This is a genomic window from Pseudomonas sp. NMI760_13, from assembly GCF_021283245.1.
Taxonomy (GTDB): domain Bacteria; phylum Pseudomonadota; class Gammaproteobacteria; order Pseudomonadales; family Pseudomonadaceae; genus Aquipseudomonas; species Aquipseudomonas peradeniyensis.
The window spans coordinates 45,656-71,956 of sequence record NZ_JAJSRC010000029.1 but is presented as its reverse complement, the minus strand read 5'-3'; the positions used below and the strand labels follow the sequence as shown (position 1 = coordinate 71,956).

Below are 26,301 nucleotides of genomic sequence, written 5' to 3'. Positions count from 1 at the left end.
CGATTTGCCCGGAACCTTGGACCGCAACCTGCCGAGTATTGTCGAGCTCGGGGCGCAGCTTGCCGGGTAACGGAACACAGGAAGTGAAGTGGAATGACCGAAGACCAATTGGAGCAGGAAACCCTCGGCTGGCTGGCAGAGGTGGGCTACCGCCATGTGTACGGCCCGACTATCGCCTATGACGGCGAGAACCCGGAACGTGACAACTACCGTCAGGTGCTCTTGGTCGAGCGCTTGCGCAGCGCCATCGCCAAGCTCAACCCCACGGTGCCGCTGGTCGCACGAGAGGATGCCCTCAAACAGGTTCAGGAACTGGGCCTGCCGGTACAGCTGTCGGCCAACCGCTTGTTCCACCGCCTGTTGGTCAGCGGCGTGCCGGTGCAGTATCAAAAGGACGGCGAAACCCGTGGCGATTTCGTGCGCCTGATCGACTGGGTCGAGGTGAAGGCCAACGATTGGCTGGCCATCAATCAGTTCAGCATTCAGGGGCCGAAACATACCCGGCGTCCGGACATCATCCTGTTCGTCAACGGCCTGCCATTGGTACTGCTGGAACTTAAGAATCCGGCGGATGTGAAGGCCGACCTGGGCAAAGCCTTCGATCAGATCCAGACCTACAAGGAGCAGATTCCCGATCTGTTCCAGTACAACGAAATCCTGGTGATTTCTGACGGTAGCGAAGCAAGGATGGGCTCCCTGTCCGCCGATGCCGAGCGTTTCATGAACTGGCGTACCATCGACGGCCAAACACTTGATCCGTTGGGTCAGTTCAACGAACTGGAGACCCTGGTGCGTGGTGCCTTGGCTCCGGCGGTGCTGCTCGATTATCTGCGCTACTTTGTGTTGTTCGAGGATGACGGCCGGTTGGTGAAAAAGATTGCCGGCTATCACCAATTCCACGCCGTGCGCGCCGCCATTCAGCAGGTCGTCACCGCCTCGCGTCCCGGTGGCACCCACAAGGGGGGAGTTGTCTGGCACACCCAGGGCTCGGGCAAGAGCATTACCATGACGTGCTTCGCTGCCCGTGTGATGCAAGAGGCGGCGATGGAGAACCCAACCATCGTGGTGATCACTGATCGGAACGACCTGGATGGCCAGTTGTTCGGGGTGTTCTCGCTGTCTCAGGATCTACTGCGCGAACAACCCGTCCAGGTGGAGTCACGCGGTGACTTACGCCGTAAACTGGCCAATCGGCCGAGCGGCGGTATTGTCTTCGCCACCATCCAGAAATTCATGCCTGGTGTGGACGAAGACACCTTCCCGGTGCTGTCCGAGCGCCCGAACATCGTGGTCATCGCCGACGAAGCGCATCGCACTCAGTACGGATTTGGCGCCGAGCTGAAAACCTCGGAGGTACTGCAGGCCGCCGAGAGCCGAACCCGTTACCAGGTGGGCTATGCCCAGCACCTGCGCGATGCGCTACCGAACGCCACCTTCGTGGCCTTTACTGGCACCCCGGTATCCAGCGAAGACCGCGACACCCGCTCGGTTTTCGGTGAATACATCCACGTCTACGATATGCAGCAGGCCACTGAAGACGGTGCGACCGTTGCCATCTACTACGAGTCGCGTCTGGCCAAGCTGTCCTTGAAAGAGAGTGAGCTGCCAGCGATTGACGAGCAGGTCGATGAACTGGCCGAAGATGAGGAGGACGACCAGCAGGCCAAGCTGAGAAGTCGTTGGGCCGCCCTGGAGCGAGTGGTTGGTGCAGAACCACGTGTTCGTAGCGTGGCCGCTGACCTGGTCAAGCATTTCGAGGAGCGTAATCAGGGCATGGTGAGTGTGGGGCAGATGCCCGGCAAAGCGATGGTGGTGGCCATGAGCCGCGATATCTGTGTGCACCTGTACAACGAAATTGTCGCCTTGCGTCCTGAGTGGCACGACGACGATCCAGAGAAAGGCGCGATCAAGATCATCATGACCGGCAGCGCCTCGGACAAGGCCTTGCTACGGCCGCACATCTATCCCGGCCAGGTCAAAAAACGCTTGGAAAAACGCTTCAAGGATCCCCTAGACCCGCTCAAGTTGGTGATCGTTCGTGATATGTGGCTGACTGGCTTCGATGCGCCGTGCGTTCATACCCTGTACGTGGACAAACCGATGAAGGGCCACAACCTGATGCAGGCCATCGCCCGAGTAAACCGCGTATTCAAGGACAAGCAGGGCGGTTTGGTGGTGGATTACATCGGTATCGCCAATGAGCTGAAAGCTGCACTTAAGGAGTACACCGGCAGTAAGGGCAAGGGCCGACCTACCGTGGATGCCCATGAAGCCTATGCAGTGCTGGAGGAGAAGCTCGACGTCCTGCGTAGCCTGCTGCATGGCTTTGACTACAGCGATTTCCTCACCGGCGGGCACAAGCTGCTGGCTGGCGCCGCCAACCATGTGTTGGGCCTGAAAGACGGCAAGAAGCGTTTTGCCGACAACGCACTGGCCATGAGCAAAGCTTTCTCCCTGTGCTGCACCCTGGATGAAGCCAAGGCTGTTCGCGAGGAAGTGGCGTTCTTCCAGGCGATCAAGGTGATCTTAATCAAGCGTGAAGTCAGTCAGCAGAAAAAGACAGACGAAGAACGTGAGTTGGCCATCCGCCAGATTATCGGTAATGCGGTGGCCTCCGGAGAGGTGGTAGACATCTTCGAGGCAGTGGGCCTGGACAAGCCCAATATCGGCCTGCTTGATGATGCGTTTCTCGCCGAGGTGCGCAACCTGCCGGAGAAGAACCTAGCGGTCGAACTATTGGAGCGTTTGCTTGAAGGTGAAATCAAAAGTCGTTACAGCACCAACCTGACACAGGAGAAGAAATTCTCTGAACTATTGGCCAATGTGATCAAACGTTACCAAAATCGCTCAATCGAAACCGCTCAGGTCATTGAAGAGTTAATCGAGATGGCCAAGAAGTTCGCTGCCGCCAGTCTGCGTGGCAATGCCTTGGGGCTCAACGATGACGAACTGGCGTTCTACGATGCCTTGGCCAAGAACGAGGCCTCTGTGCGCGAGCTGGGCGATGAGATCCTGGCCAAAATCGCCCACGAGCTAACCGCCAGCCTGCGGGCTAACGTCAGCGTTGATTGGAGCAGCCGCGAAAGCGTACGGGCCAAACTACGCATTCTGGTGCGGCGGATCCTGCGTAAGTACAAATATCCGCCTGATCAGGAGGAAGGGGCTACGCAACTGATCCTAAATCAAGCCGAAACGCTCTGTGAGGCGTGGTTTTAGTTGAGGGTCCATCAATGCCACAGCGGTCGCCTTAGGGGCTAATTGGTCAAACTACCCCCTTTTAGGAAATTTCCTTCCACGCTATCTGTTGCGAACAGATCCGCCCTAAGGCTACATTCCCCAAGTCGCAGCAAATTCTGCGACCAGGTGTAGGAACCTGCTGGTAAACTTGGCGCTCGCACTAGGCGCCCCATCATAACGGCTGGCGCCTTTTTTGCGTCTGCTGCGATGTCATGGCGGCTGTGTGTGGGCAGGCTTCGGCCTGGCCGGGTTCCAAGTTTCCCGGTATTCCTACCCCACACATAGCTGCCACCCAATCCCGTAGGAAGGATCGTGGTAGCTCCAATCTCAAACTTGGAGTCTCATGCATGCTTATTCGCATTCTGAGCAGGATCCTCGCATCCGCTCTCCACCGCCCAACCCCCGCGGCCAGCCCATCCCCAACCTTCTACCCGAGCGACAGCCAGTCCCTCGCCATCCGTGCCAACCGTGAGGTGCCCCATGTCTGACCATGAACGCCTGTCTACCCTCCAGAGCTACGTCTGGACCCTCGAACTGCTTGGCGAGGCGCTGGTCCAGCATGACGAGGTGCTGGAGTGCGAGCACAACCCGCAACTGAGCTTCCGCAACACAGCCGGTATTCATCAGGCGATCCGAATAATCAGCCGGCTGGCCAGCGAGCAGTTCTGCAAGCTGGAGGCGATGAAGGAGGAGGGGAGCGGCGACGGCGTGCTGCCGCCGAGGCACTGAATCCCAGGCACAAAAAAAGACGCCCTAGGGCGTCTTCTTCTTAGGATTTGGTGGAGCCGGGGGGATTTGAACCCCCGTCCGCCAGTACTCCGCTGTCGGTACTACATGCTTAGCCGTGTCTACTGATTTAATCCGCAGCCGCCCGACGGGCAGGGTGCTTTGGATGAGTTGGGTAAGTTTTAGTCGCTTCGCCCCCAACGTGCTGCACGACGATCCTGTTCTGTATGACAATCATTTCGGGTTTACAGGCATCCCCTGATGATTGCTGGAGCCGAAGCTACCAGAAGCAGTGGGTCAAGTGACCGCATTAAGCGGCCATTTTCTCCATGCCGTAGTCATTGTCATTGGCAACTATAGAAAGTTGCAACAGTGGATTTACGAGTTCTGTTACCAACTCGGCATGCACCTAGAGTTTCGCTACCGGCGTCGAATCCTAATCGGCCCCACACTCAGCTCTAGCTGAACGCGCTTTTCAGCACGCAAGACCGAGTATACGCGCTTACACGGGCGGCGTCGACAGATGGTTCGGCCGCCCGCGCTGGCGCAGGGCTCAAGTACCGCTGCCACCGGCCGAGCCACTGCCTTTCTCGGTCTTCTCCAGGCGCTCGAGTACCTTGCTGGTGATGGCGATGCATTCCTTGGTATCGCCTTTTGCCTGGGCGGCCTTGGCCTGGTCCACATGCTCGGTGATGGCCTTGTCCAGGCCTTCGGAGGTGGCGCCGGCGGTGGCCATGCTGTCGTCGATCTTCTGCAGGTTCATAGCGCACAGGTCGTCGGCGGCGAACACAGGCGAGGCCAGCAGGGTGGCGGCCGCGAACAGGGCGGATAGCGCAGTGCCTTTCATGGGAGTCTCCTTTGAGGCCTTGAGAGGTTGGCCTGATCGGTGGACTGCGTGGGTTTGGGCGGGGTTCCATTGGGTTGTTGGGGGGACGCGATACCTGTAGGAGATCGCCCAGCCCTGGGGGCCGCGCTCCCACGCTGCCGGAGTCAAATCAAAGAATTTTGTTTTGTTCCATTAAAGCGGCCGAACGGGCCTTCTGAAGGGCAAAAAAAACCCCGGCACGGGGCCGGGGCTTTTTCATCACGCTAACGCGATCACTCCTGGTTGGCCAGTTTGTGCTCGAGGTAGTGGATGTTGACGCCGCCTTTGCAGAAACCTTCATCACGCACCAGGTCGCGGTGCAGCGGGATGTTGGTCTTGATGCCGTCGACGACGATCTCGTCCAGGGCATTGCGCATGCGCGCCATGGCTTCGTCGCGGTCCTTGCCGTAGGTGATCAGCTTGCCGATCAACGAATCGTAGTTCGGCGGAACCGAGTAGCCGCTGTACAGGTGCGAATCGACGCGCACGCCGTTGCCGCCCGGGGCGTGGAAGTGCTTCACCTTGCCTGGGCTCGGGATGAACTTCTTCGGGTCTTCGGCGTTGATCCGGCACTCCAGCGAGTGACCGCGGATCACCACGTCTTCCTGGCGGAACGACAGCTTGTTGCCAGCGGCGATGCTCAGCATCTCCTTGACGATGTCGATGCCGGTGACCATTTCCGAAACCGGGTGCTCGACCTGGACGCGGGTGTTCATCTCGATGAAGTAGAAGCGGCCGTTCTCGTACAGGAACTCGAAGGTACCGGCACCGCGGTAGCCGATCTCGATGCACGCGTCGACGCAACGCTTGAAGACTTCCTGACGGGCCTTCTCGTCGATGCCCGGGGCCGGGGCTTCTTCCAGGACCTTCTGGTGACGGCGCTGCAGCGAGCAGTCACGGTCGCCCAGGTGCACGGCGTTGCCCTGGCCGTCGGACAGTACCTGGACTTCCACGTGACGTGGGTTGGTCAGGAACTTCTCCAGGTAGACCATCGGGTTGCCGAACGCGGCACCGGCTTCGGTACGGGTCAGCTTGGCCGATTCGATCAGGTCTTCTTCCTTGTGCACCACGCGCATGCCGCGACCACCGCCGCCGCCAGCGGCCTTGATGATCACCGGGTAACCGACCTCGCGGGCGATCGCCAGCGCGGTTTCCGGGTCTTCCGGCAGCGGGCCGTCGGAGCCCGGCACGGTCGGTACGCCCGACTTGATCATCGCGTCCTTGGCCGACACCTTGTCGCCCATCAGGCGAATGGTGTCGGCTTTCGGGCCGATGAAGATGTAGCCGGAATTTTCCACCTGCTCGGCAAAATCGGCGTTTTCCGCGAGGAAGCCGTAGCCTGGGTGGATGGCGGTGGCACCTGTCACTTCGGCGGCGGCGATGATCGCCGGGATGTGCAGGTAGGAGTCCTTGGACGATGCAGGGCCGATGCAGACCGACTCGTCTGCCAGGCCCAGGTGCATCAGTTCACGGTCGGCCGTGGAGTGCACGGCGACGGTCTTGATGCCCAGCTCTTTGCAGGCACGCAGGATCCGCAGGGCAATTTCCCCACGGTTGGCGATCAGGACTTTTTCAAGTTTCCCAGACATCGTTGGTTCTCCGCGAATCAAACGATGGTGAACAGCGGCTGGTCGTACTCAACCGGCTGGCCGTCTTCCACGAGGATGGCGTCGATCACACCGCCGATGTCGGATTCGATGTGGTTCATCATCTTCATGGCTTCGACGATGCACAGGGTGTCGCCTTTCTTCACGGCCTGGCCGACTTCGGCGTAGTTTGGCGAAGTTGGCGAAGGCTTGCGGTAGAAGGTACCGACCATTGGCGAGCGAACCACGGTGCCTTTCAGGGCCGGAGCAGCGGCAGCGGCTTCAGCGGCTGGAGCGGCGGCGGCAACAGGTGCAGCAGCGGCAACCGGAGCGGCCATCGGGGCCGGGGCGGCGAAGTACTGGGCGCCGGCCGGGGTCTTGCTGTGACGGCTGATGCGAACGGACTCTTCGCCTTCCTTGATCTCCAGTTCGTCGATGCCAGACTCTTCCAGCAGTTCGATCAGCTTCTTGACTTTACGGATATCCATTAATCATCAACTCCCAAGGTTCGGTCGGGGACGTATTTTTAAAACGTGTCGAAAACGTTTCTTCATGAGCCTCGGCCCGAAGGGGCCAAGGCCTTGTGTCATCAGGGCTGTGCGTTGGCAGCCAGGTGTTCCAGCGCGGACTCCAGGGCCAGCCGGTAACCGGTGGCACCGAGACCGCAGATCACCCCTACGGCAACATCGGAAAAGTAGGAGTGGTGGCGGAACGGTTCACGCTTGTGCACGTTCGAGAGGTGCACTTCGATGAATGGGATGCTCACCGCGAGCAATGCGTCACGTAATGCGACGCTGGTGTGGGTGAAAGCGGCCGGATTGATCAGGATGAAGTCCACGCCTTCGTTGCGCGCGGCATGGATGCGGTCGATCAATTCGTATTCGGCATTGCTCTGCAGGTATTGCAGATGGTGGCCGGCGGCGCGGGCGCGCTGCTCCAGGTCCTGATTGATCTGGGCCAGGGTGGCGGCGCCATAGTGGCCCGGTTCGCGGGTCCCGAGCAGGTTCAGGTTGGGGCCGTGCAGCACCAGTAGGGTTGCCATCTGCGATTCCTTGGTTTTGTAGGGCAATTCGACATAGCGCGGCGACTATGCCGCAAGCGGCGCTGAGTGTCCAGTTCCCGGCAATAGCCAGCACGATGTCCGAGATTCGCGCAAAGTATGTGACCAGATGATTAAGTCTGGTCACCGCTGCGGGGTTTTTTCACTGGACGCGGGAAGTTATAGCCCGAGTTGGCCGCGCACGCGCGTCAATACCTGGGCGAAATCGCCGGCGTTTATCTCGCCGATGACCCGATCGGTGGTCATTTCGCTGCCGTTCGCGGCAAAGAACATCAGCGCGGGAGGGCCGAACAGCCGGTAGCGGTCGAGCAGGGCGCGTTGTTCGGCGTTGCTCTCGGTGATATCGAAGCGCAGCAGGCGGAAGGCGCCCAGTTGCGGCTGGACTTGCGGCGCATTGAGCACTTCGTGCTCGATCACCTTGCAGCTGATGCACCAGTCGGCGTACCAGTCGAGCAGCACCGGCTGGCCGGCGGCCTTGGCCTCGGCCAGGGCGGCGTCGAGGGCGGCGGGGGTGGTAAGGGTCTGCCAGGCGTTGGCCTTGGTCGGCGCGACGCCGCTGGCCGCGACTGGTGGTGGCAGCGGGTGCAGCGGGTCGCCCTGGCCGCTCAGTGCGCCATACCAGCAGGCCAGGGCGTACACCAGCAGCGCCAGGCCCAGCAGTTGCGCCAGGCGCTGGCGTGGGGTCTTGACCACGAACTCCAGGGCGCCGAGGAACAGCGCCACGCCGGCGGCCAGCAGGCCGACCAGCAGCAGGGTGGCCGGCCCCGGCAGCACGCGGCTGAGCAGGCCGATGGCCAGGCCCAGCAGCAGCACGCCGATGGCGTTCTTTACCGTGTTCATCCATGGCCCGCTCTTCGGCAGCCAGGCCGCGCCGCCGGTGGCCACCAGCAACAGCGGCGCGCCCATGCCCAGGCCCAGGGCGAACAGTTTCAGCGCGCCGCCCAGGGCGTCGCCGCTGGCGCTGATGTACAGCAAGGCGCCGGCCAGCGGCGCCGACACGCAGGGCGAGACCAGCAGGCTGGAGAGCACGCCGAGCACCGCCGCGCCGAGCAGCGAGCCACCTTTGGTGCGGTGGGCGAGGTTGTCCAGGCGGCTGCTCAGGGCCTGTGGGAGCTTGATGTCGAACAGGCCGAACATGGCCAGGGCGAACAGCACGAAGAACGCGGCAAACGGCACCAGCACCCAGGCCGATTGCAGGCGCGCCTGCAGGTTCAGACCGGCGCCGAACAGGCCCATCAGCGCGCCGAGCACGGCGAAGCTTGCCGCCATCGGCAGCACGTAGGCCAGTGAAAGCGACAGCCCGCGCAGGCCGCCGACCTGGCCGCGCAGGACCACGCCGGAAAGGATCGGCAGCATCGGCAGCACGCACGGGGTGAAGGTCAGGCCGACCCCGGCGAGGAAGAACAGCAGCAGCGATTTCCAGGTCCAGCCCTGCTCGGCGGTTGCCGGCAGCGGGGCGCCTTGGCCGTCGATGCTCAGCCGCGCGGTTTCCGGCGGATAGCACAGGCCCTTGTCGGCGCAGCCCTGGTAGCCCACCAGCAGGGTGAAGGTGCGTGGGTCATTGCGTGGCAGCTCGATGTCGAGCACGCCGTGATAGACCTCGACATCGCCGAAGAACTCGTCGTGCTTGGCCTCGCCCTTGGGGATGTTCGGCGCGCCCAGGCGGATATCCGCGGGCTCGGTACGGAACTGGAAGCGGTGGCGGTAGAGGTAGTAGCCGTCGGTGGCGACGAAGCGCAGCTTGACGGTCTGGGCATCGGCCTGGACCAGGCTGAGCTTGAAGGCTTCGTGCACCGGCAGGAAGTCGGCGCTGTTGGAGGCGGCGCCGAGGGTGGCGCTGGGGCGGTTGTCGAGCAGGCCCGTGGCGAAGACGGGGCTGGCCAGCAGCAGGAACAGCAGGAAAAACAGGCGGCGCATGGCGGACTCGCGAGGTGGAACGTGGCGGCATGATAGCGGAGTTGGTCGAGATTGGGGCCGCTTTGCGGCCCATCGCGGCACAAGGCCGCTCCTACAGAGATGCGCGAACCCTGTAGGAGATCGCCCAGCCCTCCGGGCTACGCTGTCGCGCAGGGAACAGAGTTCCAGCGTGGGAGCGGGCTTGCCCCGCGATCACCGGCGTAGCCGGTGCCAAACGCCGCATCGCGGGGCAAGCCCGCTCCCACGCTGCCCCAGTCAGATCAGAGAATTATGTTTTGTTCCATGAGAGCGGCCTTGTGCCGCGATGGGCTGCGAAGCAGCCCCATCAAGCAGATGGCTAGAGCCGGAACGCCCGCACCGCCGTATTCAGCTCACCCCCCAGCTTGAGCAACTGCTCGCCCTGCTCACGCCCTTCGCCAATGCGCTGCAAGTTGTCCTCACCCAGCTCATGAATCCGCTCGCTGTGATCGCGGATCTCGCTCACCGCGCCGGTCTGCTGCGCGGTCACATCGGCGATCCGCACCGCCGTGTCGGCAATGGTGCGGATGGCGCTGACGATCGCGTCCAGCGCGCCATCGGCCGACTGCGCCTGGTTGGCGGTGGCCTCGGCGTGCTCCAGCTGAGTGCGCATGCCGTCCACCGAACTGCGGGCGGCCTGCTGCAGGCGGTCGATCAACGCCTGGATCTCACCGGTGGCGCCGGTGGTGCGCTGGGCCAGCGAGCGCACTTCATCCGCGACCACGGCGAAGCCACGGCCCATCTCGCCGGCCCGGGCCGCTTCGATGGCGGCGTTGAGGGCCAGCAGGTTGGTCTGCTCGGCAATCGCCCGGATCACCGTGAGCACGCCACCGATGGTCGCCGACTCTTCCGCCAGTTGTTCGATCATCCGCGCGTTGCCCTGCACCTCGTCGACCAGCGAACGCAGGCCGGACAGGCTCTGGCCGATCACCGTCTGGCCCTGCTCCACGGCCCGGCCGGCATCGCGGCTGGCCTCGGCGGCGGCGCTGGCATCGCCGGCCACCTGCTGGATGGTCGCCTCCAGCTCACCCAGGGCGTCGCGGATCTGCGCCGTGTCGCCGGCCTGGCGCTCGGCGCCGTCGTGCAGGGCGCTGCTCATGCCGGCCAGGGCATGGCTGCTGCCGGCCACCTGTTCGGCGTTGTGGCGAATGGTGCCGACCAGCTCCACCAGGTACTGGCGCAGGCGGTTCAGCGATTCCTGGATATCGTGCAGCTCGCGGTTGGTGCGGCCCAGGGCGATGGCCTGGGCGAAGTCGCCCTCGGCCCAGCGCGACAGTGCTGGCGCCAGGCTGGTCAGGGTGCGTGCCAGGCGGCGCTGCAGGGTGTCGATCAGCAGGGCGATCAGCAGAATCAGGCCGATCATCAGGCCCTGGATCAGGCGCACCTCGCCGGCGATGGTGGCGTGCAGGCCGCGCACCTCGGGCTCGAGGCCAGCGATGGCCTGCTGCACCGCCTCCAGGCGCTCGCCGGTGCTGGCGGCCAGGGCGGCGCGGCGCTCGATCTGCTCGCGGGTGCGCTGCAGTTCGCCGGGGTAGCGACCGAGCAGGCTGTGCAGTTCGCGCTTGAGGCCCACGGCGACGTCTTCCTGCTGGCTGCTGGCCTGGGATTCCAGGCCCATCATCGCGGCGAAGTCGTCGGCGTTGGATTCGGCGGCGCGGGTCACCCCCAGCAGCGGCAGGCCGTCGATGGCTTGGGCCTGGGCGGCGATCAGCTGCAGTTCGCGCTCCACCTCGGCGGCCAGTTCGGCGCGGCCGCTGCTGACCAGCTTGTCGCGGGCCAGGGACAGCCGGCCCAGGTGCAGCGAGGCCTCCAGCAGCGGCGTCAGGTAGCGGCCGGCATCGCTGCTGGCGCTGTCGCGGGCGTAGCCGGCCAGTTGCTCGAGGTTCGCCCCCAGCTCCCGCTCGGCCTGCAGCAGCAGGGCCTGGGGATCGCCGGCCAGCTTGCCGGCGGCGAGCAGTTCGTTGGCGGTGAAGCCCTGCAGGCTGTCGAGGCTCGGGCGCAGCTTGGCCGACAGCTCCTGCGGCCATTCGGCCAGGGCGGCCTGCAACTGTTTGTTGGCCTCCATCGCCGCAGCATGGCGCAGGGCGTCGCCGCTGCCCAGGTAGGCCTGGATATTGCGCGCGGCGTCGTTCTGGAACTGCTGGGACAGGCCCAGGTAGCGCTCCATCAGTTGATAGGGACGTTCCAGGGCGCGTTGCGACCACCACAGGGTCGCGCCCAGGGCGATACACACGGTCACCAGCAACAGGGTGTTGAAATTGGTCAGCCACTTCAGGCGCATAGCCGCGAACTTCCTGCGGAGGGGGAGTGGAGAGGTCGGGGCCTGAAGTTATTGCGATTTTGTGACGGGGTGATGACGACGGAGGGTTGGCGCCATAAAAAAGTGGCACAGTGCCGGTATTGTTTGCCGGTTGCTCTCTGTAGGAGCGGCCTTGTGCCGCGAAAGGGCTGCGCAGCAGCCCCGGCAATTTCGAGGGTGGCTCAGAACCTGGGGCCGCTGCGCAGCCCTTTCGCGGCGCAAGGCCGCTCCTACAGAATCGAGTTAAATCAATGGGTTACGAGTTTTCCATGAGAGCGGCCCATGTCAGCGGCTACGGCTCGACCCTGACCACGCAGTTGCGCCCGGCATGCTTGGCCCGGTACAGCGCCTCGTCCGCCGCACTGGCCATGGTCAGCGCATCGAGGCTGTCGTCCAGCTGCACCACCCCGGCGCTGAAGGTGCACTGCAGGTCATGCGGCTGCGCTGGGTAATGGATCTCGGCGAAGCGCCGGCGGATCTCGTCGAGCACCTTGTGCGCCGCCTCCAGCGCGGTGTTGGGCATGACGATGGCGAACTCCTCGCCGCCGTAGCGGCCGATGAAGTCGGTCTTGCGCAGGCGTTGCTTGAGGAACAGCGCCAGGCTCTTGATCACCCGGTCACCCATGGGGTGCCCGTGGCGGTCGTTGATCTTCTTGAAGTGGTCGATGTCGAGCATGGCGAAGCTCAGCGGCTGCGCTTCGCGGCGGGCGCGGAAGCTGCAGTCCTCGAGCAGTTGCAGGATATGGGTGTGGTTGTACAGCCCGGTGAGGCTGTCGCGCACCATCCGCGCCTTGAGGTGGCGGGCGCGGGCGGCGCGGTTGCGCACGGTGGTCACCAGGTGCCGCGAGCGGATCGGTTTGGTGAGGAAGTCGTCGCCGCCTTCGCTCATGGCGTCGAGCTGCTTGTCCAGGTCGTCCTCGGCCGACAGGTAGATGATCGGCACGCTGACGTAGCGGTCGTTGTGGCGGATCACCTTGGCCAACTCCGGGCCGGTGCACTCGGGCATGTACAGGTCGAGGATGATCAGGTCGGGCTGGAAGTCGGCCAGCTCGCTCATGGTGCGGATCGGCTCGGTCAGGGTGCGGGTGATGATCCCGGCGCTGTTGAGCAGGCGCTCGGTGTGCAGGGCCTGGGCGCGGGAGTCGTCGATCACCAGCACGCGGAACGGGTCGTACTGGGTGGCGCTGGTCAGCAGTTCGAGTTTCTCCAGCAGGCTGGAGGCGTCCAGGGTGCCGGTGAGGAACTCCTGGCCGCCGGCGCGCACGGCGGCCAGGCGAGTCGGGGTGTCGGTCTCGTGCAGGCAGAAGAACAGCAATGGTACCGGCTGCTCCAGCCCCTGCTGGGCCTGGGCCGCCAGTTGCAGGCCGATGCCGCTGCCGGTGAAGTCCACGTCCATGACGATGGCCGACGGCAGGCGCTCGCTCATCGACGCCTGGAACGCCTCGGCGCTGCACAGCGCCTGCACGGTCAGGCCGAAGAACTCCAGCTGCTGGGCCAGGCGCTCGGCGCGGTCGTGGTCCTGCAGGACGATGTACACCGGTTTGCGCAGCGGCGGCAGGGGCACGTTGTCGAGCTGGTCGCCTTTGCGCAGGCCGGTGCGCGACAGGCGCTGCATCAGGCGGTTGAGTTCGCTGATCAGCTCGGAGTTGAGCCGCGCGCTGTTGGCTTCGATGGCACGCAGGGTCTGGCCGATGGCCGTCGACAGGCTGCCGTGCTCGGGTTGCTCGAAGCGTTCGGCGTAGCGTTGCAGGCGCAGGTTGGCTTCGCACAGCTCGCCCAGATCACCGCTGGACCACTCGCCACGCTGCAGGCGCTGCCAGATCTCGAGGATCTGCCGGGCCTGGTGGATCACCCGCTGGGCAAAGTGCTGCTTGAGGCGTTCGTGGCTCGGCTCGGCTGGCTGGGTCATGTCCTGACTACTTATGAGTGGGAGGGCGCAGGTTCAATGATGGCTCTATGCTAGCACTGCTTTTCCGACAAGCGAGTGCCTGGGGTCAACAAAGTGTTCAGGGACCATCATTCAGTTGCCGACCCGATGGTCGCTTATACGAATGGCGGCGTCTGCTTTATAGTGCTGGCATGCGGGCTTGTCGTGGCACCCTGGCCGAGGCCTGTGGTCCAAGCCCTGAACCGTTCGTGACTGATTAAGGACAATGCCATGCTGGATTGGAAAAACCGCGAGGCCAAGGCCGAGCCCCGTGAGCGGGTCGAAACCCGTGGCGCCGCCACCCGTAGCTACCTCGGTGGCCTCTGGAGCCGTGCCCTGGGCACCTTGATCGGCCTCTACCTGCTGGTGTGTATCGGCCTGGGCTGGTACTGGAGCCAGGAGCCCGAGCTGTTCCCGGTGCAGCAGAACGCCCAGGCCGCCGCCGAGCGCAACGGCCAGCAGATGGTCATCGGCTACACCACCGTCGAGACCCTCAAGACCGTCGCCGGCACCCTGCTCGACAAACCGGGTGGCTACATCTCCAACGACCGCTTCCCACCAGGGCTGTGGATGGACAACATGCCGAGCTGGGAGTACGGCGTGCTGGTCCAGGTACGTGACCTGTCCCGCGCCCTGCGCAAGGATTTCGCCCGCTCCCAGTCGCAATCGACCGAGGACGCCGACCTGGCCAAGGCCGAGCCGCGTTTCAACTTCGACAACAAGAGCTGGATCCTGCCGTCCAGCGAGTCGGAGTTCGAAGAGGGCATCAAGTCGCTGAACCGCTATCAGACTCGTCTGGCCAAGGGTGACCAGGGCGCGATCTTCTACACCCGCGCCGACAACCTGAACAACTGGCTGGGCGACGTGGCCACCCGCCTGGGCTCGCTGTCGCAGCGCCTGTCGGCCAGCGTCGGCCGGGTCAAGCTGAACAACACCCTGAAGACCGAGACCGTGGCCCCCGGCCAGGCGCCGCAGGTCGACGAGGAAGTGGTCGAGACCCCGTGGCTGCAGATCGACAACGTGTTCTACGAAGCCCGTGGCCAGGCCTGGGCGCTGTCGCACCTGCTGCGCGCCATCGAGGTCGACTTCGCCGACGTGCTGGCGAAGAAGAACGCCACGGTCAGCGTGCGGCAGATCATCCGCGAGCTGGAAGCCTCGCAGGAAGCGCTGTGGAGCCCGATGGTGCTCAACGGTAGCGGCTTCGGCATGTGGGCCAACCACTCGCTGGTGATGGCCAACTACATCTCCCGGGCCAACGCCGCGGTCATCGACCTGCGCCAACTGCTGTCCCAGGGCTGATATGCCGACCAATCCTGCCGAGGTCGCGCACCGCGCGGCCTCCGACGCCGAGCTGGTGGTCTGGGTCGACGAGCATGACCAACTGCTCGGCGCCTTGCCACGGGCCGAGCTGCGCGAGCGCGGCCTGATCGGGCGCTGCACGTTCATTTTGCTGTTCAACGGCGCGGGCGAACTGTGCGTGCACCGGCGCACCCTGAGCAAGGCGCTGTATCCCGGTTACTGGGATGTGGCGGCCGGCGGCATGGTCGGGGTGCAGGAGTCCTACGCCGAATCGGCGGCGCGGGAGCTTGCCGAGGAGCTGGGGGTGAGCGGCGTCGAGTTGGGTTTTCACGAGACCTTCTACTTCGAGCAGCCGGGCAACCGCTTGTGGTGCGCGATGTATTCGGCGGTGTGGGACGGGCCGCTGCGCTTGCAGCCCGAGGAGGTCATCGAGGCGCGGTTCATCAGCGTCGAGCAGGCCCAGGCCGAAAGCGCAAAGCTGCCGTACTGCCCCGACTCGTTGGTGGCGTTGCAGCGATACCAGGCTGGCCTGATCTGACCGATCGCGGGGCAAGCCCGCTCCCACGTAATAGCACTTATTTCGTGGGAGCGGGCTTGCCCCGCGATAGAGGTCGCAAATTTTTCGTGAAATGGCGCAAGCCCGGAGCGCTACAAGGCCCGTGTTCAGTCGTAGGCGTACTGGTCGATCAGCCCGAGGCGCGGCACCTGTGTACCCGGTTGCAGGAGTGCGCCAGGCGCGATAACGGCGTTTGCCCCGATCTTGCAGCCGTCGCCGACCAGTGCGCCGAATTTGCTGACCGCTGTCTCCATGACCCCCTCGCCGTGGCGAATCCGGATGGGGGCGCCGTCCAGCTCGTTGCGATAGTTGGCGATGATGGCGCCGGCTTCGACATTGACCGTTGAGCCGATCAACGAGTCGCCGACGAAGTTGAAGTGCGCCAGCTTGCTGCCGTCGAGCATGAAGCTGCTTTTCAGCTCGCAGCTCGGGCCGACGACGCACTGGCTGCCCAGGTAGACCCCGCCCCGCAGATAGGCCCCGGCGGCCACGAAGCAACCCGCGCCAATGATGATCGGGCCTTTCAGGACTGCGCCCGGTTCGACGGTCGCGGTCTCGTGGACCGCGCAATCGCCCTGGCGCCGGTAGCCTGGCGGCAGCCTGCCCAGCAATGCCAGGACTTGGTTGTGGCTGTCCTGGGTCACCTGCCAGGCCATGGGCGGAGCCAGGCGCAGTTCGTGCCAGCGGGCAATGAATGCGCTGACGGCGGGAATACTCATTGGACGGTCTCCTGCATGAGGGCTGGCGAAGTCCGTACTATGGCGGCTGCTCCTGTCATTGCCATAAACGAATCGTTACCGGGTGTTGGAGCAAGGCGCCCTCGCTGCAGGCTCCAGGTTCGAGCTCGCGGGCAAGGTTGTAGCGCCGCAATGAGCCAGGTCGCAAAACATTCGTAAAATGGCGCAATCCTGTACTTAGCAACAGGCAGAATTATCGTTACACTGCGCGCCCTTTTCGGGCTGTCGCAGGATCTTGCGGCAGTAGCGCCGCCCCTGCCAGAGTGGGGCTTCGCGGTCGACACCCGTCGACCAGTTTTTTGTCCTCGGCACAGAGGAACAAAAGTGGCCAAGAAAGCTTCTTCCTTCGCCGCCCTTGGCGGTCTCGTATATTCCACCGACGCCGGTCGGCACTGTCCCGACTGTGGCCAGCCGGTGGACGCCTGCATCTGCAAGCAGCAGGTCATCCCCGAAGGCGATGGCATTGCCCGTGTGCGTCGTGAAAGCAAAGGTCGCGGCGGCAAGACCGTGACCACCATCACCGGCGTGCCGCTGCCCCTCGAACAGCTCAAGGAGCTCGCCAGCACGCTCAAGCGTCGTTGCGGCACCGGCGGCGCGCTCAAGGATGGGGTCATCGAGATTCAGGGCGACCATGTCGAACTGTTGCTCGGCGAGCTGATCAAACAGGGCTTCAAGGCGAAAAAATCCGGCGGCTGAGGCCGTCGCGCGACTTTTCGCCCAGCGCTTTCTAAACTCGATGCCGTGGCCAGGGTCTATCCGGGGGCACGGACGATTCGTCATTTTCAGCTTCTACACTGCGCCCGCCACCCGATGGGGCAGTGTCTTGGACTTATCTATAGGGGACTTGAATGTCCGTACGACGCACACGCAAAGACGATGGTAGCCAATGGACCGTGGCCGACAGCCGCAGTGTTTATGGCATCCGCCATTGGGGCGCTGGTTATTTCGCCATCAATGAGGCCGGGCGCGTCGAAGTGCGCCCCAACGGCCCGGACAGCGCGCCGATCGACCTGTTCGAGCAGGTTCAGGAGCTGCGCCAGAGCGGTCTGTCGCTGCCGCTGCTGGTCCGTTTCCCCGACATCCTGCAGGACCGCGTGCGTCAGCTGACCGGCGCCTTCGACGCCAACATCGCGCGCCTGGAATACCAGAGCCAGTACACCGCGCTGTACCCGATCAAGGTCAACCAGCAGGAAGCGGTGGTCGAGAACATCATCGCCACCCAGAACGTCTCCATCGGCCTGGAAGCCGGCTCCAAGCCCGAGCTGCTGGCGGTGCTGGCGCTGGCGCCGAAGGGCGGCACCATCGTCTGCAACGGCTACAAGGACCGCGAGTTCATCCGCCTGGCGCTGATGGGCCAGAAGCTCGGCCACAACGTGTTCATCGTCATCGAGAAGGAATCCGAGGTCGCCCTGGTGATCGAGGAAGCCGCGGAGCTGAAGGTCAAGCCACAGGTCGGCCTGCGTGTGCGCCTGTCGTCGCTGGCCTCGAGCAAGTGGGCCGACACCGGGGGTGAGAAGTCCAAGTTCGGCCTGTCCGCCGCCCAGTTGATCTCGGTGGTGCAGCGCTTCCGTGACGCAGGGCTCGACCAGGGCATACGCCTGCTGCACTTCCACATGGGTTCGCAGATCGCCAACCTGGCCGACTACCAGCACGGCTTCAAGGAAGCCATCCGCTATTACGGCGAACTGCGCGCCCTGGGCCTGCCGGTCGATCACATCGACGTCGGCGGCGGCCTGGGCGTGGACTACGACGGTACCCACTCGCGCAACGCCAGCTCGATCAACTACGACATGGATGACTACGCCGGCGTGGTGGTCGGGATGCTCAAGGAGTTCTGCGACGCGCAGGGCCTGCCGCACCCGCACATCTTCTCCGAGAGTGGCCGCTCGCTGACCGCGCACCACGCCATGCTGGTGATCCAGGTGACCGACGTCGAGAGCCACAACGACGAGATGCCGACCATCGAGAACAAGGAGTCGCTGCCCGAGACCGTGCAGTGGCTGGCCGACCTGCTCGGCCCCACCGACATCGAGATGGTCACCGAGACCTACTGGCGCGCCACCCACTACATGGGCGACGTGGCCGCGCAGTACGCCGACGGCAAGCTGACCCTGGCTGAAAAAGCCCTGGCCGAGCAGTGCTACTTCGCCGTGTGCCGCCGCCTGCACAACTCGCTCAAGGCCCGCCAGCGCTCGCACCGCCAGGTGCTGGACGAGCTGAACGACAAGTTGGCCGACAAGTACATCTGCAACTTCTCGGTGTTCCAGAGCCTGCCGGACACCTGGGCCATCGGCCAGGTGCTGCCGATCATCCCGCTGCACCGCCTGGACGAGGAGCCGCTGCGCCGCGCCGTGCTGCAGGACCTGACCTGCGACTCCGACGGCAAGATCAACCAGTACGTCGACGAGCAGAGCATCGAGACCAGCATGCCGGTGCACGCGGTCAAGGAAGGCGAGGACTACCTGCTGGGCGTGTTCCTGGTGGGCGCGTACCAGGAGATCCTCGGCGACATGCACAACCTGTTCGGTGACACCGACTCGGTGAACATCTACCAGAACGCCGACGGCAGCGTTTACCACGCCGGCATCGAGACACACGACACCATCGAGGACATGCTGCGCTACGTGCACCTGTCGCCGGAGGAGTTGATGACCCATTACCGCGACAAGGTGGCCAGTGCACGGATCACCGCCCGCGAGCGCACGCAGTTCCTTGATGCGTTGCGGCTTGGGTTGACCCGGTCGTCGTACCTGTCTTCGTAATCGCCGGGGCCGCCTTGCGGCCCTTTCGCGGCACAAGGCCGCTCCTACAGGGAGAATGCATACCCTGTAGGAGCGGCCTTTGTGCCGCGAAAGGGCCTCACCGAAAGCACAATCTGAAACGCTTTCTTCTAAAGCTGTCCGCCCCATGCGACTACCTTTGAATGCAATGTTCAAGGGAGTGACTCATCGAGCATCAAGGTAACCACCGACTGCGTAGAGGGCGCTTTTCAGAGGCTGGTCGTCCGTACCTGCTTACAACCACTACCCGCAATCGCACGCCACTGTTCACTGACCTGCGTTTCGCCAGGGCAGTTATCCAGCAACTTCGCTTGAGCCAGCAGGAAGGCACTTGCCAGTCCTTGGCTTGGGTACTCATGCCTGATCACCTGCACTGGCTGGTTGAACTCAGACAGGGCAGCTTGAGCAGTCTGATGCGTGCGTTCAAATCCAGAAGCAGTTGCGCACTCTTTCGTGTCGGAGTGGATCGTCAACGTGTCTGGCAACCCGGTTTTCATGATCGGGCATTGCGTCGAGACGACAACGTCAAGGCCGCTGCCCGCTACATTATCGCCAATCCCATTCGTGCCGGGCTGGTTCAGCGTGCCGGCGAGTATTCACATTGGGACTGTGTTTGGCTGTAAGTCCGCAGGTGAGGGCTGCGCCCTCATTTCGCGGCACAAGGCCGCTCCTACAGAAGACCGCGATCCCATGTAGGAGCGGCCTTGTGCCGCGAAAGGGCCGCAACGCGGCCCCAACGTCACCGAACCCAACGCCCCTTTTCCTGCAACCGCCACCCCACCCACCCCAGCGTCCCCGCCCGCAACGCCATGAACCCCAGAAACGCCAGCCACAACCCATGATTGCCGAACCCACGCATGGCAAACGCCACGGGCAACGCAATCACCACCGACACCAGCATCGCATTGCGCATCTCCCGCGCCCGCGTCGCACCGATGAACAACCCATCGAGCAGGTAACTCCACACCGCCACCAACGGCAGCACCGCCAGATACGGCAGGTACGGATACGCCGCCTCGCGCACGCTGGCGATATCGGTCTGCAGGTCGATGAACAGATGGCCGCCCAGCAGGAACAGCACCGCGAACCCCAGACTGACGATCAACGACCAACCGCAGGCCACCACCAGCGCCCGTTTCAGGGCGCCGCGATCACGGGCGCCGATGGCATGCCCGCACAGCGCCTCGACCGCATGGGCCAGGCCATCGAGGGCATAGGCGGTGAGCATCAGCCCGTTGAGCAGCAGGGCATTGGCCGCCACCGTCGCTTCGCCCAGCCGGGCGCCCTGCACGGTCAGCAGCAGGAATACCAGCTGCAACGCCAGGCTGCGCAGGAAGATATCGCGGTTCACCGCCAGCAAGGGCCGCCAGGCCTGCCAACGTTTCAGCGCGGCCCAGGCAATGTGCCCGGGGTAGGCGCGTAGCGCCGGGCGGGTGAGGGCCAGGCCGAGCAGGGCGGCGCTCCACTCGGCGATCACCGAGGCCCGTGCCGAGCCGACCACGCCCCAGTCCAGGCCGAGCACGAACCACAGGTTCAGGGCGATGTTCAGCAGGTTGGTGGTCAGCAGGATCGCCAGCGGCGCCCGGGCGTTCTGCGTGCCGAGGAACCAGCCGACCAGGGCGTAGCTGGCCAGCGCCGCCGGCAGGCCAAGCAGGCGAGTGTGGAAGAACGCCTCGGTGGAGGCATGCAGCGCCTCGCTGGGCTGCATCGCGTGCAGCGCCAGCTGGCTGAAGGGCAGGGCGAGCAGGCCGATCAGCAGGGCGAAGGCCAGTGCCAGCAGCAGCCCCTGCACCAGCACCTGGCGCAGCGCGGCGCCGTCGCCGCGGCCGGCGGCCTGGGCGGCGAAACCGGTGGAACCCATGCGCAGGAAGCCCATCAGCCCGACCATGAAGGTGAACAGCGTGGCGCCCACCGCCACCGCGCCCAACTGGTGGGCGTGGGGCAGGTGGCCGATCACCGTGCTGTCGACCAGCGCCACCAGCGGCACCGAGATGTTGGACAGGATCATTGGCGCGGCCAGGGCCCAGACCTTGTGGTGGGTGGGGCGGTCGCGCCAGGCGGTGGACAGTGAAGACATGCGAGGTCCTGAGGAACTCGGGGCTGCTGCGCAGCCCTTTCGCGGCACAAGGCCGCTCCTACAGGAAACTGCATGCCCCTGTAGGAGCGGCCTTGCGCCGCGAAAGGCGTGCGCAGCGCGCCCCATTGACGAATGGCCAGCATTCTACCCGCCCGGAAACCAATCGGCGCGAACAGGGTCTCACTTGCCGCGCATCGGCAGGTAAGCCGTGCACCGTTGCGCTATAGTTGCCCCCCTCACGTACACGCTGCCGAAGAGTCCCCTCTCAAATGCTCAACAAAGGATTGTTGCTGGCCTGCGCGCTGGCCCTGCTCAGTGCCTGTGATTCCTCCACGCCGGACAAGCCATCGGCCCCCGCCGATGCCGCTACCGCCGTCGCGCCCGCCGAAACCAAGGTGGCCAAGCGCGAAGACCCGGCGCTGCTTGCCAAGCGCTACGCCGGCCGCGAGCTGACCGTGCTGGACGTCTCGGAAGTCCAGCTCGACGGCGCCAGCACCCTGTCGGTCAGCGTCTCCGCGCCGCTGGACGCCAACCAGGACTTCGCCGCCAAGCTGCACCTGGTCGACACCGTCAAGGGCAAGGTCGACGGTGCCTGGGAACTCTCCGACAACCAGATGGAACTGCGCCTGCGCCACCTGGAGCCGCAGCGCAAGATGGTCCTGACCATCGACAAGGGCCTGCTCTCGGTCAACGGCAACCAGCTTGAGGCCGAATCGGTCAGCCGCTTCGAGACCCGCGACATGCAGCCCACCGTGGGCTTCGCCAGCCGCGGTTCGCTGCTGCCCACGCGCCTGGCCGAAGGCCTGCCGGTGATCGCCCTGAACGTCGACAAGGTCGATGTCGAGTTCTTCCGCATCAAGCCGGACATGCTCTCCAGCTTCCTGGTCAACTGGGGCCGCAACTCAAGCCTCTACTACTACCAGTCCAAGGAAACCCTGGAGATGGCCGAGCTGGTCTACAGCGGCCGCTTCGACCTCAACCCCGCGCGCAACACCCGCGAGACCGTGCTGCTGCCGATCGCCGGGATCAAGCCGCTGCAGGAGCCGGGCGTGTACCTGGCGGTGATGCGCGCCTCGGGCACCTATGACTATTCGCAGCCGGCGACCCTGTTCACCCTGAGCGACATCGGCGTTTCCGCGCACCGTTACCGCGACCGCCTGGACGTGTTCAGCCAGGCCCTTGAAGGTGGCAAGGCGCTCAAGGACGTCACCCTCGAACTGCACGACGACAAGGGCAAGCTGCTGGCCCAGGCCAAGACCGACGGCGACGGCCATGCCCAGCTGCCAATTACCGCCAAGGCCGATACCCTGATCGCCACCCAGGGCGTGCACACCACCCTGCTGCGCCTGAACACCGCTGCCCTGGACCTGGCCGAGTTCGACATCACCGGCCCCCAGGCCAACCCGCTGCAGTTCTTCATCTTCGGCCCGCGCGACCTCTATCGCCCGGGCGAGACCGTGCTGCTCAACGGCCTTCTGCGCGATCAGGACGGCAAGCCGGTCAAGGCCCAGCCGGTGAATGTGGAAGTGCGTCGTCCGGACGAACAGGTCAGCCGCAAGTTCGTCTGGGAGGCCGACAAGAACGGCCTGTTCCAGTACCAGTTGCAACTGGCCAGCGAGGCCCCGACCGGCCGCTGGCAACTGCTGCTGGACATGGGCGGTGGCCGCAAGCAGGTCTACGAATTCCTTGTCGAGGACTTCCTCCCAGAGCGTCTGGCGCTGGAGCTCAAGGGCAGCACCACGCCGCTGGCGCCGGATGAGACCGCCAGCATCCAGGTCAATGGCCGTTACCTCTACGGCGCGCCGGCTGCTGGCAACCGCCTCAGCGGCCAGGCCTACGTGCGCCCGCTGCGCGAAGCGGTGAAAACGCTGCCGGGCTACCAGTTCGGTGCGGTCACCGAGACCGACCTGAACCAGGACCTGGAGCTGGACGAAGTCACCCTCGACCAGAACGGCAAGGCCCGCATCGATATCGAAAGCCGCTGGGCCGAGGCCCGCTCGCCGCTGCAACTGACCGTGCAGGCCAGCTTGCAGGAGTCCGGCGGCCGGCCGATCACCCGGCGCCTGGAGCAGCCGATCTGGCCCGCTGACCGCCTGCCGGGCCTGCGCGGCCTGTTCGACGGCGAAGAGACCGACGGCGATGGCCCGGTGGAATTCGAGTTCCTAGTGGCCGACCGCAACGGCAAGAAGCTCGCCGCCGACAACCTGAAGGTGCGCCTGATCCGCGAGCGCCGCGACTACTACTGGAACTACTCGCAGAGCGATGGCTGGAGCTACAACTACAACGAGAAATTCCTCACCCAGGCTGAGGAAACCGTCAGCGTGAAGGCCGGCTCCACCGCCAAGCTGAACTTCCAGGTGGAGTGGGGCCCGTACCGCGTCGAGGTCGAAGACCCGCAGACCGGCCTGGTCTCCAGCGCGCGCTTCTGGGCCGGCTACCGTGCCCAGGACAACGCCGAGGGCGGCGCCGTGCGCCCCGACCAGGTCAAGATCGCCCTGGACAAGCCCGCCTACAAGGACGGCGGCACCGCCAAGGTCACTGTCACTCCGCCTGCCGCCGGCAGCGGCTACCTGATGATCGAGTCCGCCGATGGTCCGCTGTGGTGGCAGGAGATCGACGTACCTGCCGAGGGCAAGACCTTCGACGTCGAGCTGGACAAGAAGTGGGCGCGCCACGACCTGTACATCAGCGCCCTGGTGATCCGCCCGGGCGAGCGCAAGGCCAACGCCACGCCGAAACGCGCCGTGGGTGTGCTGCACCTGCCGCTGGACCGCGCCGAGCGCAAGCTGGCCGTGTCGCTGCAGGCGCCGGAGAAAATGCGACCCAAGCAGCCGCTGACCGTGAAGTTCAAGGCGGTCAACGCCGACGGCAGCGTGCCGAAGCAGGTGCATGTGCTGCTGTCCGCCGTGGATGTGGGCATCCTCAACATCACCGATTTCAAGACCCCCGACCCGTTCGCCAGCCTGTTCGGCCGCAAGGCCTATGGCGCCGACCAGCTGGACATCTACGGCCAGCTGATCGAAGCCGGCCAGGGCCGCCTGGCCAGCCTCGCCTTCGGTGGTGACGCCGCCATGGCCAAGGGCGGCAAGCGCCCGAACACCACGGTGACCATCGTCGCCCAACAGAGCCTACCGGTGACCCTCGATGAGAAGGGCGAAGGCCAGGCCACCGTCGAGATCCCCGATTTCAACGGTGAACTGCGCCTGATGGCCCAGGCCTGGACCGAGGAACACTTCGGCATGGCCGAAGGCAAGACCGTGGTCGCCGCGCCGCTGATCGCCGAACTGTCCGCGCCGCGCTTCCTCGCCGGCGGTGACCGCACCCGGCTGGCGCTGGACCTGGCCAACCTGTCCGGCCGCGACCAGCAACTGAGCGTGCAGATGATCGCCGAAGGCCAGTTGAGCCTGGTTGGCGGTGCCCAGCAGAACTTCACCCTGGCCGAAGGCCAGCGCACCACCCTGATGATCCCGGTGCAGGCCCAGGGCGGTCTGGGCCAGGGCAAGGTGCGGGTGCAGGTCAATGGCCTGCAACTGCCGGGCGAGCCGGCCAACACCTTCGAACGCGAATGGACCCTCGGTGTGCGCCCGGCCTACCCGGCGATGCTCAAGCACTATCGCGTGGCCCTCAAGGACCAACCCTGGAGCCTGCCGGACAGCGACCTGGCCGAGTTCGAGCCAGCGGGCCTGGAAGCGAGCCTGGCGTTGTCGAGCCGCCCACCGCTGAACCTGGCCGAGCAGATCCGCGCCCTGGAAGCCTACCCCTACGGCTGCCTGGAGCAGACCACCAGTGGCCTGTACCCGTCGCTGTACGCCGATGCCGACAGCCTCAAGCGCTTGGGCATCAAGGGCGAGCCGGCTGATGTGCGCAAGCGCAAGATCGAGATGGGCATCGAGCACCTGCTGGGCATGCAGCGCTACAACGGCAGCTTCGGCCTGTGGAGCTCGGACAGCGCGGAAGAGTACTGGCTGACCGCCTACGTCACCGACTTCCTGCTGCGTGCCCGTGAGCAAGGCTACGGCGTGCCGGCCGAAGTACTGAAGAAGGCCAGCGAGCGCCTGCTGCGTTATGTGCAGGAGCGCAACCTGATCGAAGTCGACTACAGCCAGAACGCCGACCACACCCGCTTCGCCGTGCAAGCCTACGCCGGCCTGGTGCTGGCGCGCAGCCAACAGGCGCCGCTGGGTGCCCTGCGCAGCCTGTTCGAGCGCCGTGCCGACGCCCGCTCCGGCTTGCCGCTGGTGCAACTGGCGGTGGCGCTGGACAAGATGGGTGACAAGCAGCGTTCGCAGCAGGCATTGCAGGCAGGCCTGGCAGTGACCCGCAGCAAGGGCTGGATGGCCGACTACGGCAGCGCCCTGCGTGACCAGGCGCTGATCCTCGCCCTGCTGCAGGAGAACAACCTTGCCGGCAACCAGGTCGACCAACGCCTGTTCGGCCTGTCCGACGAGCTGGCCGCCAACCGCTGGCTGTCAACCCAGGAGCGCAACGCGCTGTTCCTCGCCGGCCGTGGCCTGCTGGGCAAGCCGGAAGGCAACTGGAAAGCTCGCCTGGACAGCGCCGGTGAAGTGCGCGAGTTCGACAACAACGACTCGGGCATGAAGCTCGAAGGCCCGCTGTTGGCCTCGCCGTTGACCGTGCAGAACCAGGGTGGCGACACCCTGTACCAGCAGCTGACCCTGTCCGGCTACCCGCGCCAGGCCCCAGCCGCCAGTGGCAACGGCATGGAGATCCGCCGCGAGTACCTGGGCATGAACGGCCAGGCGCTGGATGTGCGCAACCTGCGCAGCGGCGACCTGGTACTGGTGCACCTGGCGCTCAAGGCCCAGGACCAGGTGCCGGACGCCCTGGTGGTCGACCTGCTGCCGGCGGGCCTGGAGCTTGAGAACCAGAACCTGGCGCAGAGCGCCGCCAGCCTGGACAACGCCAGCAGTGCGGTGAAGCAGTGGCGCGAGTCGATGCAGAACGCCAGCGTGGTGCACCAGGAGTACCGTGACGACCGCTACGTGGCCGCGCTCAAGCTCGACAGCTACGGCACCACCCACCTGCTGTACCTGGCCCGCGCGGTGACCCCGGGCAGCTACCGCATCCCGCCGCCGCAGGTGGAGTCGATGTACCGGCCGAACCTGCAGGCGATCGGCGACAGCCAGGGCGAGATGGTGGTACGCGCCCGCTGAGGCAACGCGCCCCCCTGTAGGAGCGGCCTTGTGCCGCGAAAGG

At 64.7% G+C, this 26,301-nt stretch carries 17 protein-coding genes and 1 other RNA gene; 8 read left to right on the top strand and 10 right to left on the bottom strand.

The window, feature by feature from the left end:
* Window positions 1–93: 93 nt before the first annotated feature.
* Window positions 94–3,216 (top strand): type I restriction endonuclease subunit R, encoded by a 3,123-nt coding sequence (locus tag LU671_RS23810; protein WP_232857085.1) that lies wholly within the window; start codon window positions 94–96, stop codon window positions 3,214–3,216.
* A 501-nt stretch (window positions 3,217–3,717) separates the two neighbouring features.
* Complete coding sequence (locus LU671_RS23805) at window positions 3,718–3,966, top strand: hypothetical protein (RefSeq protein WP_232857084.1); 249 nt, start codon at window positions 3,718–3,720, stop codon at window positions 3,964–3,966.
* 48 nt (window positions 3,967–4,014) lie between these two features.
* Here the strand turns inward: LU671_RS23805 and ssrA are convergent.
* The 8 genes from ssrA to LU671_RS23765 all read right to left on the bottom strand — a co-directional run bounded on the left by ssrA (window position 4,015) and on the right by LU671_RS23765 (window position 13,617).
* Window positions 4,015–4,411: a transfer-messenger RNA gene (gene ssrA, locus LU671_RS23800) on the bottom strand.
* A gap of 105 nt (window positions 4,412–4,516) precedes the next feature.
* The gene (locus tag LU671_RS23795) at window positions 4,517–4,810 is read right to left on the bottom strand and encodes a hypothetical protein (protein ID WP_023631557.1); all 294 of its coding nucleotides are present in this window, start codon (window positions 4,808–4,810) and stop codon (window positions 4,517–4,519) included.
* A 251-nt stretch (window positions 4,811–5,061) separates the two neighbouring features.
* Window positions 5,062–6,417 (bottom strand): acetyl-CoA carboxylase biotin carboxylase subunit, encoded by a 1,356-nt coding sequence (accC, locus tag LU671_RS23790; protein ID WP_046854114.1) that lies wholly within the window; start codon window positions 6,415–6,417, stop codon window positions 5,062–5,064.
* Window positions 6,418–6,434: 17 nt separating this feature from the next.
* Window positions 6,435–6,902, bottom strand: coding sequence for an acetyl-CoA carboxylase biotin carboxyl carrier protein (gene accB / locus LU671_RS23785; protein WP_203650309.1), 468 nt, complete (start codon window positions 6,900–6,902; stop codon window positions 6,435–6,437).
* A gap of 101 nt (window positions 6,903–7,003) precedes the next feature.
* Window positions 7,004–7,456 (bottom strand): type II 3-dehydroquinate dehydratase, encoded by a 453-nt coding sequence (gene aroQ, locus LU671_RS23780; protein ID WP_011535870.1) that lies wholly within the window; start codon window positions 7,454–7,456, stop codon window positions 7,004–7,006.
* A gap of 177 nt (window positions 7,457–7,633) precedes the next feature.
* Complete coding sequence (locus LU671_RS23775) at window positions 7,634–9,391, bottom strand: protein-disulfide reductase DsbD (protein WP_232857083.1); 1,758 nt, start codon at window positions 9,389–9,391, stop codon at window positions 7,634–7,636.
* 337 nt (window positions 9,392–9,728) lie between these two features.
* Window positions 9,729–11,474 carry a methyl-accepting chemotaxis protein gene (locus LU671_RS23770; protein WP_442964145.1) on the bottom strand — a complete coding sequence of 582 codons (1,746 nt, stop codon included), beginning with the start codon at window positions 11,472–11,474 and terminating at the stop codon, window positions 9,729–9,731.
* A 526-nt stretch (window positions 11,475–12,000) separates the two neighbouring features.
* Entirely contained in the window at window positions 12,001–13,617 is a 1,617-nt protein-coding gene (locus tag LU671_RS23765) for a diguanylate cyclase (protein ID WP_232857080.1), read from the bottom strand.
* 249 nt (window positions 13,618–13,866) lie between these two features.
* Between LU671_RS23765 and LU671_RS23760 the strand changes: the two genes are divergently transcribed.
* Both LU671_RS23760 and LU671_RS23755 read left to right on the top strand, forming a co-directional pair.
* Window positions 13,867–14,934: a DUF2333 family protein gene (locus LU671_RS23760; protein WP_062572768.1), complete on the top strand. Its 1,068-nt coding sequence runs from the start codon at window positions 13,867–13,869 to the stop codon at window positions 14,932–14,934.
* Window position 14,935: 1 nt separating this feature from the next.
* Complete coding sequence (locus LU671_RS23755; RefSeq protein WP_232857078.1) at window positions 14,936–15,472, top strand: NUDIX hydrolase; 537 nt, start codon at window positions 14,936–14,938, stop codon at window positions 15,470–15,472.
* Window positions 15,473–15,597: 125 nt separating this feature from the next.
* On the opposite strand, the gene LU671_RS23750 is transcribed toward LU671_RS23755, so the two are convergent.
* On the bottom strand, window positions 15,598–16,209 hold the full coding sequence (locus tag LU671_RS23750; protein WP_203650327.1) for a DapH/DapD/GlmU-related protein: 612 nt from the start codon (window positions 16,207–16,209) through the stop codon (window positions 15,598–15,600).
* Between the two features lie 342 nt (window positions 16,210–16,551).
* On the opposite strand from LU671_RS23750, the gene LU671_RS23745 reads away from it, so the two are divergent.
* The 3 genes from LU671_RS23745 to LU671_RS23735 all read left to right on the top strand — a co-directional run bounded on the left by LU671_RS23745 (window position 16,552) and on the right by LU671_RS23735 (window position 19,630).
* Window positions 16,552–16,923, top strand: coding sequence for a translation initiation factor Sui1 (locus tag LU671_RS23745; protein ID WP_050703605.1), 372 nt, complete (start codon window positions 16,552–16,554; stop codon window positions 16,921–16,923).
* A gap of 152 nt (window positions 16,924–17,075) precedes the next feature.
* Entirely contained in the window at window positions 17,076–18,989 is a 1,914-nt protein-coding gene (gene speA, locus LU671_RS23740; protein ID WP_028691191.1) for an arginine decarboxylase, read from the top strand.
* Between the two features lie 185 nt (window positions 18,990–19,174).
* Window positions 19,175–19,630 carry an REP-associated tyrosine transposase gene (locus tag LU671_RS23735; protein ID WP_232857103.1) on the top strand — a complete coding sequence of 152 codons (456 nt, stop codon included), beginning with the start codon at window positions 19,175–19,177 and terminating at the stop codon, window positions 19,628–19,630.
* A gap of 116 nt (window positions 19,631–19,746) precedes the next feature.
* Here the strand turns inward: LU671_RS23735 and LU671_RS23730 are convergent, their stop codons facing one another.
* Entirely contained in the window at window positions 19,747–21,084 is a 1,338-nt protein-coding gene (locus LU671_RS23730; protein WP_203650340.1) for an MATE family efflux transporter, read from the bottom strand.
* Window positions 21,085–21,353: 269 nt separating this feature from the next.
* Here LU671_RS23730 and LU671_RS23725 point away from each other — a divergent pair, with 269 nt between their 5' ends.
* Window positions 21,354–26,258, top strand: a complete 4,905-nt coding sequence (locus LU671_RS23725) for an alpha-2-macroglobulin (protein ID WP_232857076.1) — start codon at window positions 21,354–21,356, stop codon at window positions 26,256–26,258.
* Window positions 26,259–26,301 lie beyond the last annotated feature (43 nt).